Genomic DNA, 10976 nt, shown 5'->3' with positions numbered 1-10976 from the left:
TCCGATCACCTGCACATACTCGAATTTTTCCGCTTGCTTCCATGGGGGCGTCCACAGAAGCGGGAAAGCAAGGGGCCATCGCGTGCCGGGGGCATCGTATCGGCGGCGCGGCCTCGAAACGGCATCTATCGCTGCGGATAGGCGAGCGGCGGACGCCAATCCCTCATATCGGCCGTATCGCTGACCTTCCACGGCGTGCCGCGGCTGGTCAGGAACAGCCGCTCCATCTCGGGCCGCGTGAAGGGCCGTGACCCAAGCCTGCCGAACACCGCGATCTGGCCGCCGGTCTCGTCGACCGCACGGTCGCGGTCGAGGCCCTTGGAGAGGGCGAGGGCGGGGGAGGGGGTCTTCGCCCAGGCAATCAGTTCAGGCATCGGCGCGGGCGAGAAGCCGTAGAAATTGGGCTGGCTCGCCGGCGAGGTGAGCTGGAGGACCTTCAGCCCGTTCCGCCCGTCGGCGACATAGGCGAACAGCGATGCGTTGGTGCTGCCGACGATCACGTCCTGCGCGTCGTTGAGCTGCCCGTCGAAATCGACCTTCTTGTAGATCGCCGGCCGGGTCGGGTTGGTGACGTTGGCGATCACCAGCCCGTCGGCGCCCGCCGCGATATAGGCATAGGTGCGTGCCAGATAGATACGCCGCGCGTCGGCCAGCGCGATCGTGCCCGAGGGGACCGGCACCGGATCGAGCAGCCTGGTGACATCGAACAGCTTCACGCCCTCGGCATCGGTCACCCAGAGATAGCGGAACTGGAGTGCGCTGGCCCGGGCATCCTTCAAGGGGCGGACGGCGGCGAGGCGGGGATGAAGCGGATCGGCGAGATCGACCACGACCAGCCCCCTATCAGCGGTGATGTATGCGACCGACCCCGCCAGCGCGATGTGCCGCGCGCCCTTGAGCACGCCGCCCTCGTTCCACGTCACCGCGCGCGTCAGGAAGTTGTTGCGGAACTCACCGTCGGCCATCGTCTCGACATTGACGAGGATCAGCCCCTCGACCGCATCGGTGACGGCGGCATAGCTGTAGATCGGCAGGAAGGGCTGCTCCTGGTTCATCGCCCGCATCGCGGCGGTGTTGCGCAGCGGGTTGATCGGCTGGTCGGTCGGCAATGCCATGCAGGTCGCATTGGGCGAGGCGACATGCGCATTCTGGCCGAGCTTCGAGAAGGGCGCAGAGACGATCTTCTCGGAGAAACCCTTGTTGGCGATCGAGGCGACATCATAGACGCGGAAACCGCCGCGTCCCTCCGCGACGTACATATATTCGCCGCGCAGCTGCAGGCAGCCGACCTTGTCGGTCGTGCCCTGGACGACGTTGCGGAACTCCTCCCTCGGATGGGTCTCGCCGGAGAGGCGCTTGTCGAAGGTCTTGCCGCGGATCCAGTTCTTCAGCTCGCGCTTGTTCTGCTCGACATGCATCCGCCAGTAATCGGGATAGGCGTAGCGCTGGAGATAGGAGCCGATCACTGCCTGGGGCTCGTCCCACTCAGTCACGCGCACCGCCTCGAAGCCGTGGTCGAGGCCGGTCCAGGCATTGAGCCCGACAAAGTTCACATAGTTTGTGCCGAGCAGCATCAGCTGCGCCATGATCGCGTTGTTGTCGTCCTTCGCCGAGAGATGGCAGTCAGTGCAGGTCTTGGTTTCGGTCGTGCGCACCGTGTGCGGGAAATGCGGGGCGAACGCCTGGCTCGAAAAGCCGATCGCGCTGATCGGCGGCTGCTGGATATAGATCCGCTCGCGGTTGACGTTGGTCGAGGAGAGCACCAGCGCCGAGCTGCTGCGCACCGGCGTGATCACATTGCCCTTGGTCGTCATCCCCCGGCCGAGCTGGAACATGTCGTCGCGCGCGACCTGCGGGTTGTAGGTCGCGAAGTTGCGCGTCTCCTCACCCTTGAAATGGTGCGTGCTGCTCTTCCAATTGGCCTCGATCGGCAAATGGCAGCCGCCGCAGCTCGTCGTCCAGCTCAGATGGCAGGTATAGCAGGTCATCGTGTCTTCGCCGTGGGCACGGTCGCTGGCCGGCACGCCGGGGCCGAAGGAGAAGCTGCCGTCCTCGGCGCCTGACCGGCTCATCAGCTTTGCCCGCGCCGCCTTTACGTTGAACACGGGGCTGGCCGGGTCGACGCTGTCCTTGACGAGGTGGATCTCCCAGCTGAGATTGGGGTCGACGATCGAACGCTGGATCAGCTTCCTGGGCCCGAGCGGCTTGCCGATCCATTCGAAGCGGCGCTGACCGTCGGGGTTGCGCAGGATCTCCAGATCATTGCCCTGCGGCCGCGCCGCGGGACCCGAGGTGCGCAGGGTCGGATAGGCATCGACCGTGCCGTGGCAATCCTTGCAGCCGATCTCGACTGCATTGGCGACCTCGCCATAGATCAGGCCATTGCCATGGCTGTCCTGCGCGAAATGGCAGTCGGCGCACTGCATGCCTTTCTCGGCATGGATGTCCATGAGATGGACTGCCTTGCCCGGGTTCACGCCCGGCGGCACGAACTTGCCCTCGCCGGCCTTGCGCCATTTCTGGGGATCGTCGGGCCAGACGATCTTGCCCTCGGCGTCCAGCAGATTGCCCTCGCGGTCGCGCTTGAAGACCCCGCGGAAATTCCAGCCATGGCCGTGATAATCGGCGAACTGGGTGTCCCTCAGGCCCGGGTTGAGATCATAGACGTTGCGCAGGAAATCCGGATCGCTCCAGTTGCCGCGCGGCGCGGCGCCTTCCGGATTATGCTCGTTCGCGGCGCGGACTTCGGCGGCGGTCGGGTATTTCTGCTGCTTCGGCCACATCGACGGCGCGTCGGCCTCATAATCCCACATCGTGTAGCCGAGATACGAGTTCAGGAAGATGTTTGGCTGGTGCATGTGGCAGCTCATGCACTGCGCCGTCGGGATCGCCCGGGTGAAGGCGTGGTGGAGCGGGTGGCCGCTATCGGGCTGGACGAGGCCGCCATGCGGGCTGGTCTTGGCGGCGATGGTCGGATCGACCGTGACGCTCTGGCCGTCCCGGCCGAACTGCGCATAGATCAGGCTGTGCCGTGGTTCGCGGTCATTGGCGTAGATCACATGGCAGCCGGTACAGCCCGATCCGCGATAGTCGCCGGGCTGGTCGTTGGTGCCCATGAACCACATCAGCGGATCGTTGAGCCGGGTCTTGTGGATGTTGAGGATCGGGATCGCGACCCGCAGGCCGGTGCCGGGGCCGCGGTTCGACTGCTTGAGATCGGGCCTGCCGGGCTCTTCGAGCTTCTGGATCGACCCGCTCGGGTTGGGCAGGCCGACCTCGGCGAATTGCGTGCTGATAATCCGCCCGCCGCGCTCGAACACGCGGAAGATGTCGGCCGGCGGCGTCACCTGCCAGGTCGGCAGCGGATAGAGCGCCGCAAGCGCGCCCCGCTTCTCCTGCTCTTTCGTCACTGTCCCCGGCGGCGAGCCCGGCGACACGATCTTCGCGGCCTCGCCCTTGGCCGTATAGGCCTCGCCGAAGACATAGCTTTTATACGGGACGATGCCGTTATTGTACGCGGCACCGCCGAACAGCATCGCGCCCGAGGCCATGATCGATCGCTCGGCCGCCTCGATGATCTCGATATGGCAGGCGCCGCACGAATGGCGCACCACGCGATAATCGCCCGGGTTGACGAAGCGGATATAATCCGGCGCCTCGTCATTGAGCAGCGTGTAGCTTTGCTTCGGGTTGGCCGAGTCCGGATAGTGCCAGCGATGCGGATAGCGCGGCAGCACATGCGCCCGCTCGCGCGCGGCGACATAAGCGGGATCGGCGTAGCCGAGCGCGGGATTGCCGCGCACTGTCGCGTCGCCGCCATGGCAGTCGACGCAGCCGAGTTGCACCGCCGGGCTGGCATGCATCGAGGGCTCGTCGGTGCGGGTGTGGCAGGAATAGCATCCGTCCGATTTGGCCGCGACCTGCTCGGCGGTCTGGCTCATCGGCGCGGCGAGCATCGGCGCATAGTGACGCGCGACCGGCTTTTCCGCGTCGCTCGCCCGCAATATCGCCGCCGGCACCAGAAGGGCGAGGGCGATCGGCAGCAGCAGGGCGGCGAAGCGGCGCATCAGTAGCTGACGATCACATTGGCGAGGATCGAATAATAATGCCGGTCCTGTGATTTGTTGGCAAACAGATCCCGGAAACCATTGCCAGGCAACAACATTGCTCCCGACAGCCGCACCACGATATTCTGCGTCGCCTTGGGCCGCCAGATCGCTGCGGCGGACAGGTCCCAGCCGATATTCTTCGGGATGCTGCCCTCGTTGCGGAGTGTCTCGAGCACGGTTGTGTCGGCGAACCAGAGATGGTTGGCGTTGACTGACACGCGCTTGGTTGGCGTGACGTCGAAATCCCCGCCGACGCCGATCAGTGCGGTGCCGGGGTTGTTGAAGTTGGACTGGCCCTCATCCTTGGAGGAGCGCAGGTCGTTGAGAATGCCGTTGCGCCCGCTGATCGCGATCGCCCGTCCGCCGCCGGCAAAGGGGATCGACTGGCGGATCCAGTAGCTTGTGTCGGCGCCGGCGAAGATCGGGTTTTCGAGGATTGCGTCGAACCCGGTCTCGACATCGTCGTACGGATGCTTGTCGCCGCTCGCGTACAGGCCCGAGAGGCGGAAGCGCATCCAGTCATGATCATAGCTGAGCTCAGCGGCCCCGAAATATGCCCTGATCTGCGCCGGGCGGCTGGTGAAGAAGCTGTTCCGGTCCTGCCCCAGCGCGCCGTAAAGCGAGGCGGTCAGGTTGAGCCGCCCGATATGCCCGTCTGCATTATAGCCGAGATAGACGACGTCATAGTCGCGCCCGCGCAGGTCGCCGAGCAACGCCGGGCGGACCGGGAAGCCGTTATCGTCGATCTGGATACGGTGGCTCTCGCGGTTGCGGTTATAGACCGCGGTGAGCTGGCTGGTGAAGCCGGGGATCAGGAAATCCTGGCGATAGGCATTGGCCACGAAGACGAGATCGTCGCGCGGCCGCTGGGTGACGTCATTCAGTCCCGAATTGGTGTCCTTCTCGAGCCGCCAGAACGCCGCGAGGTTGAACTGGAAGCGATTGTCGTCGCGGTTGCCGAAGAAGCGGATGCCGAGCTGCTGGTCGTTGAACAGGAAGCCGCGGAAATCGCTCTGGAAGGGCTGGATGCCGATGCGGATCGATTCAAAGTCATAGCGGTCGGAGCTATTGCGCAGATGATAATCGACAAAGGCTTCCTGCACGCCGAGGAAATGGTCGGCACGGTGGCTTGGATCGCTGGGTTTGACTGAGAGAACGCGCTTTTCGGGTACGTTGACGTAGCTGACATTGAGCGCGAGGCTCAGCTTGTACTCGATCTCGGGCGGCTTGAACGCAGTCGAGCCCTTGAACAGCGAGGCGCTGGCGATGAAGGTCTGCGAGAAGACATAGCTCGCATCCTTGCCGAACACGTCGAGGCTCTGCGGCCGCTCGGTGGTCTGCACGCCCACGGGGATGGGGAAGGTACGCGGCTCGAACACCGTATCGCTGACCGCGCTCGCCGCGAAGAACCAGTCGTCGCCATGGATCGGCAGCCAGGGGACCTTGGCACGGTTGATGGGGCGGTCACCCTTCAGCGTGTTCTGGTGATAGGGGTCGAGCCACTTCTCCTTCACCAGCCCGAGCGACTCGATCAGCCGCCAGCGATCGGGAACGGGTATCTGATCGGTCGGGAAGGCCTCGGGCGGCGGCGGCCGGACCGCGCCGATATTGTTCTGGGTGACCGGTTCGGGAAGCTCGTGACTGAAGCCGGGACGGCGGCGGCCTTCGATATTCTCGACCGGGGTTTGCTCTTCCTTGCGCGGCGGCTCCGGTTTGGCGGGGGCCTGGGATTGGGGCAGGGGGGCAGGCGACGTGGTCGCGACCTGGCCGACCGCGCTCGCCAGCAGGAACAGGGGAGAGAGAAGGGGGCTCACGACCCCGAACCCCCAGCGTCACCCCGGACTTGTTCCGGGGTCCATCGTGCCGGAGACGCAACGCCTGAGGTGCTTGCGGCGCGATGGATGCCAGAACAAGTCCGGCATGACCAGCTTGATGGGTGGACCACAGCCCTAAAGCCCCGCACACACATTCTGGTCGCTCGTATCGAGGAACGGCGCGAACGGGCAGTTGATGAAGCGCAGCCGCACCTGCTTATCGCCGAGATCGACGACGATCTGGTCCGCGCGCATCGCGAGCGGGGCATTGCCCACCCCGCCGATGCGGACCCCGCCATTGTTCAGGCCGAGGAAGCTGATCATGTCGTCCTGGTCGATGCCGTCGCCCGAGACACCGATCCCGCCGACCAGCACAGCGCCGCGATAGACCGGGACCGAGCCCGGGAAGATCTGGATGCCGTTCTGCAACCGGTTCTGCCCCGCCGCGGCATCAGGGATGAAGGTGCAGCGCGGCGGCGTGTCGGTGCCGCTTGCCCCGGTGACGAAGGCGAGATGCTGGCCGAGATTGGAGAGGACAAGCGCCGATTGCAGCCCGGTCGAGAAGGGATTGAACTGAGCGATCGGCCTCGAAAAGGGCCCGTTGGGGCGGCCGACCTCGCCATCGGGGAAATAGGGCCGCGAGAGATTGCCCCCCGAGCGATCGGCAAAGGCGAAGGCACCCGTCAGCGCCGTCGGATCATGCAGGAAGGTGCGGGCGGCGGGCACGAAGCTGCGGACATCGGCGCTGGGGTCGCCGGTGAGCTGGGCGGCTGCGTGGCTGCTCGAGAAGAAAGCGGCGGTGCGCGCCTTTTGCAGCGAGACGTCAGTGCCGAAGATCGGTGCGTCGGGCGAGCGCACGATGCCCAGCACGGCGCCGCGCGTATCGACCATCGAGATGCTGACCTGCGCCCGGCTGTCGAGCGGCTGGCGGATCTGCGCCCGGGCGCGGCTCATTACCCGGAAGGCCTCTTCGAGGATCGCAGTGACCTCGGCGGCGGTGAGGGGCTGGGTGATGTCGGCGCCGTCAGTGCCGGCGCGGATCGGGAAGCGGTCGGTGCCCGATCCGTTGGTCAGGACAAAGGCATCACGGTTGGAGAATTCGGCAGCTGTCGAGGGGCGGATGCCCGAGGCTTCGCTGCCATAAGCAGTGCCGGCGAGGATTGCCGCCGGGCTGAAATAGCCGCGCACCGTGACGAGGCTGCCCAGCGCCGGATCAGTCGCCGCATAGCTTGGCGTGCCGGTGGCGAGCAGTCCCGCATAGGTCGCATCCGAATAGCGAAGCTGGGTGCCGTCGACATAGATATGGTCGGCGCGGATAGCGGTCGAGGCTTCGAACCCGACGGTGCCGGCCAGCGCGATCGCTTCCTCGGGATCATTGTCGGTGTCGAGGACATTGGGATCGAAGCCATAGACGCCGTCCGCCATCACCCCGATGCCGCCGACCACGACGCCATTCTTGTAGAGTGGAAAGCCGCCCGGATCGGCGGCAAGGCCCAGCGGCGAGCGTTTCGGGCCGATCAGCGCGGTCGCCCCGCTGCCGACATAGCGCGACGAGAGGTCGGAACAGGGGAGCTGGCTGAACTGCACCCCGAACAACGGCCCGCTTTCGAGCCCGGCGGTCGACGGGGCCGGCGGGAAATGCGGCTGGACGATCATGCTCGCGGTGCGGGTCGAGAAGGCGTTGCCGCCGCTGGAGAGGTAAGCGCCCGTCACCGCCTTGGCGATGGCTCCTGCCTCGGCCGGGATGGTGAGGTTCTGCGCATCGATATTGACGCCATTGGGGGCGGGTGACGTCGTGGCGGTCGCCGCGGCGCCGTTCATCCGGAACACCGCCAGCACATTGCCGACCCGGTCGACCACCGCGATCACCGCCGGGAGATGCCGGGCGGTCGCCTCGGCGGCGGCGCGGGCGATGACGGTCTGGACATCGGCGACGCTGAGCGCCTCGGCTGCAGGGACTGAATAGAGCGTCGTCGGGGCCGGGGCGGGCGCCGGGGTAGGGGCAGGCGTGCTGCCGCCCGAGCTGCCTCCGCCGCTACAGGCCGAGAGAATCAGTGCGCTCCCCGCGAGCAGGCCGGTGATGCGACGGCGCGTGCTCATTGCCCCCTCCTCATCTAAGCGCTCTGATGCTGCGCACCGCGTCGCCGAGCGAAGCCCGGAAATCGGCGGGACGATAGCCGTTCGGCTCCTTCACCGCGGCGTAGGCACGGTTGATATCGGCGCGGATGCCGGCGGCGGCGCCGACCGTGATCCGCTTTTCCTTCACGAGCGCGTTGAGCAAGGTGTCGATCGCCATCACGCCCTGCACCGAGCCCTCATAGTCAGTGAAGCGCGGCGCGAGTGTCGGGCCGGCGATGCTGTCGACCATCGCAAAGGCAGTGTCGCCATTGCCATCGGTCGCCGAGAGAGCCGAGGCCAGCGCCGTCGCAGTCGAAGCAAGACGTCCGCCCGCGGCGACGGCGGCGCCCCGATCCCGCGCCAGCGCAGCGTGAAAGGCGCGGCTGTCGCTGTCGAGCCGCCCGGCCATGCCGGGCGCTGCCACCCGCGCGGCGGCGGCGAGCAGGATCATGTTCTCGTCGTTGAAGGGCGGCATCCCCGCCGGAATCGGCCGGCCGGGATTGCTCTCCCAGGTCCGGGTACGGTCCTCGGCGTCGTAGATGCGGCGATGGCAGCTATGGCAATCGAAGAAGGTGAATTCGGGGAAGGCGCCTTCGGTGCCCTTCGGCGTGGCGTAGAGCGTGAGGGCGCGGTTGACGGCCATTGCCTGGCCGACCGCCCACATCCGTACGCTGTCGGTGCGGCCCTTGCGCTGGATGTAATCGGCATCTTCGTCATGATGCTGTTGCAGCGTCGAGAACAGGTCGAGCTCGAAGGAGATGCGCGGATGGCCGGCGGCCATCATGCGGTGGGTGACGAACTGGCCGGGCTTGTTGCTGCCGAAATGGCAATCGAGGCAGACAGCGGCGCGTGTCGCGGGGCGATCGAGTGGCGTCATGCCGCGCGCCACATTGGCGGCATGGCTGGCGCCGACGGTGTAGTGCGAGGAAATCCAGCCCGAGGCAGGGCCGTGGCAAGCCTCGCAGCCGACGCCGTCGCGAGCGAGGAAGCGGACACCGGTCCGGCCGTCGGTCGGCGTGGTGTGGCAGCCAAGACAGGCGGGCGCGCTGGTCGGGTCGCCCAGGCCAAGAGTCGCCGTGATCTGCTTCGCGCGGGCGTAGGAAAGGACGGTGAAGGCGCGGCTGTGCGCGCCGCCGGGCGTGGAGGGCTCCTGCCAGCGCATCAGCTCGTCCTGGCGGACAACGGCGCCATCAGCCTCCATCCGGCCGTGGCAGGTCGTGCCGGCGCAGCTCGCGACGCCTTCGAACCCACCCGGCGCGCGCGGCGCCGGGTCAGCCCGGAGCGCCGCGGGGCCGGCGAGCAGGGTGACGGCGAGCAGCGACAGTGCGGCCATGCCCGCAGCAATCGTGCGGGCCGTGGATCCTTCGCTTTGGCCCCCAGCTGCCATGCAGCCTAATCCCCTTTTCGGTAGCCGGATTGTGCCCGAAACGTTCCTGTTCGAATAGTATCAAAGCTGTCCGCGTATAGGACAGAAGCGCAGCCTACCGCCTGCGGATCACGAGATTGCGAATCTCCGTCATGTCCTCCATCGCAAAGCGAATTCCTTCGCGGCCGAGGCCTGAATCCTTGACGCCGCCATAGGGCATATTGTCGACCCGATAGCTCGGCACATCGTTGATCACCACGCCGCCGACCTCGAGCCTGTCCCAGGCGTCGAACATCTTGAACAGATCGCGGGTGAAGATGCCGGCCTGAAGGCCAAACTTGCTGTCATTCACTTCCTCGAGGGCAGCATTGAAGTCACTGAACTTGCTCAGCAATGCGACTGGGCCGAATGCCTCTTCGCGATACACCGCCGAGGAGCGGTCGACCTGGTCGAGCAGGGTTGCCTCGAGCATCGCGCCGTCGCGCTTGCCGCCGCAAAGCAGGGTCGCGCCGCCGGAGACCGCCTGCTGGATCCAGCCATCCAGCCGCCGTGCCTCTCCTTCGGAGATCATCGGGCCGATGAAGGTGTTACGATCCTTCGGGTCGCCGGCAACCAGGGTCTTCGTCCGCGCGACGAGCATGTCGCGGAAGCGGTCATAAACGGATTCATGGATGATGATGCGCTGCACGCCGATGCAGCTCTGGCCTGACTGGTAGAAGGCGCCGAAGATGATCCGCTCAAGCGCATCGTCGAGATCGGCGTCATGGTCGACGATCACCGCTGCATTGCCGCCGAGCTCGAGCACGACCTTCTTCTTGCCGGCCTTTGCCTTCAGGTCCCAGCCGACGCCGGGCGAGCCGGTGAAGCTCAGCAGCTTGAGCCGGTCATCCTCGGTGAACAGGTCAGCGCCCTCGCGGTGGGCGGGGAGGATCGAGAAAGCGCCCTCGGGCAGGTCGGTCTCTGCCAGCACCTCGCCGATGATGATCGCGCCGAGCGGCGTGCGGCTGGCGGGCTTCATCACGAACGGGCAGCCCACCGCGAGCGCGGGCGCGATCTTGTGGGCGGCGAGATTGAGCGGGAAGTTGAAGGGCGAGATGAACGAGCAGGGGCCGATCGGCACCCGCTTCCAGATGCCCTGATAGCCCTTCGCACGCGGCGCGATGTCGAGCGGCTGGACTTCGCCGGTCATCCGCACCGATTCCTCGGCGGCGATGCGGAAGGTGTCGATGAGGCGCCCGACCTCGCCCTCGCTGTCCTTGATCGGCTTGCCGGCCTCGACGCAGAGCGCATAGGCGAGCTCGTCGAACCGTGCCTTGAAGCGATCGACACAGTGCTGGAGCACTGCCTGGCGCTCATAGCTCGCCATCCGTGCCATCGGCTCGGCGGCACGCACCGCCCCGGCGATGCCTTTGTCGATCGTCGCCGCATCGGCCTGGGCGACGCGGAAGGCGATTGCCCCGGTGAACTTGTCGGTGACTTCCAAATCTGTGTTAGGTTGCTCCGCCTTGTTATTGAGATACAGCGGGTAAATGTCTTTCAGCAGGGTCATTGCAAATCCCGTTCGGGCTG

5 protein-coding genes are annotated in these 10976 nt (G+C 66.0%); all 5 read right to left on the bottom strand.

The genetic code is table 11. The features are described from left to right. Nucleotides 1-125 precede the first annotated feature (125 nt). Nucleotides 126-4067 (bottom strand): hypothetical protein, encoded by a 3942-nt coding sequence (locus ABD050_RS21185; protein WP_343891502.1) that lies wholly within the window; start codon nucleotides 4065-4067, stop codon nucleotides 126-128. Further along, nucleotides 4067-5848 (bottom strand): hypothetical protein, encoded by a 1782-nt coding sequence (locus tag ABD050_RS21180; RefSeq protein WP_425542501.1) that lies wholly within the window; start codon nucleotides 5846-5848, stop codon nucleotides 4067-4069. Before ABD050_RS21180 ends, ABD050_RS21185 begins: the two co-directional genes overlap by 1 nt. A 210-nt stretch (nucleotides 5849-6058) precedes the next feature. Next, entirely contained in the window at nucleotides 6059-8023 is a 1965-nt protein-coding gene (locus ABD050_RS21175; RefSeq protein WP_343891500.1) for a heme-binding protein, read from the bottom strand. A gap of 10 nt (nucleotides 8024-8033) precedes the next feature. Continuing rightward, the gene (locus ABD050_RS21170; protein WP_343891499.1) at nucleotides 8034-9374 is read right to left on the bottom strand and encodes a multiheme c-type cytochrome; all 1341 of its coding nucleotides are present in this window, start codon (nucleotides 9372-9374) and stop codon (nucleotides 8034-8036) included. A gap of 148 nt (nucleotides 9375-9522) precedes the next feature. Further along, nucleotides 9523-10956 (bottom strand): aldehyde dehydrogenase family protein, encoded by a 1434-nt coding sequence (locus tag ABD050_RS21165; RefSeq protein ID WP_343891498.1) that lies wholly within the window; start codon nucleotides 10954-10956, stop codon nucleotides 9523-9525. Nucleotides 10957-10976 lie beyond the last annotated feature (20 nt).

Source organism: Sphingomonas oligophenolica (assembly GCF_039522915.1).
GTDB lineage: Bacteria > Pseudomonadota > Alphaproteobacteria > Sphingomonadales > Sphingomonadaceae > Sphingomonas > Sphingomonas oligophenolica.
This window is presented reverse-complemented; position numbering and strand designations above follow the sequence as displayed.

Coding starts and splice junctions, on each gene's coding strand:
- ABD050_RS21185 (WP_343891502.1), bottom strand. CDS start 4,067: ATGCGCCGCTTCGCCGCCCTGCTGCTGCCGATCGCCCTCGCCCTTCTG.
- ABD050_RS21170 (WP_343891499.1), bottom strand. CDS start 9,374: ATGGCCGCACTGTCGCTGCTCGCCGTCACCCTGCTCGCCGGCCCCGCG.
- ABD050_RS21165 (WP_343891498.1), bottom strand. CDS start 10,956: ATGACCCTGCTGAAAGACATTTACCCGCTGTATCTCAATAACAAGGCG.
- ABD050_RS21175 (WP_343891500.1), bottom strand. CDS start 8,023: ATGAGCACGCGCCGTCGCATCACCGGCCTGCTCGCGGGGAGCGCACTG.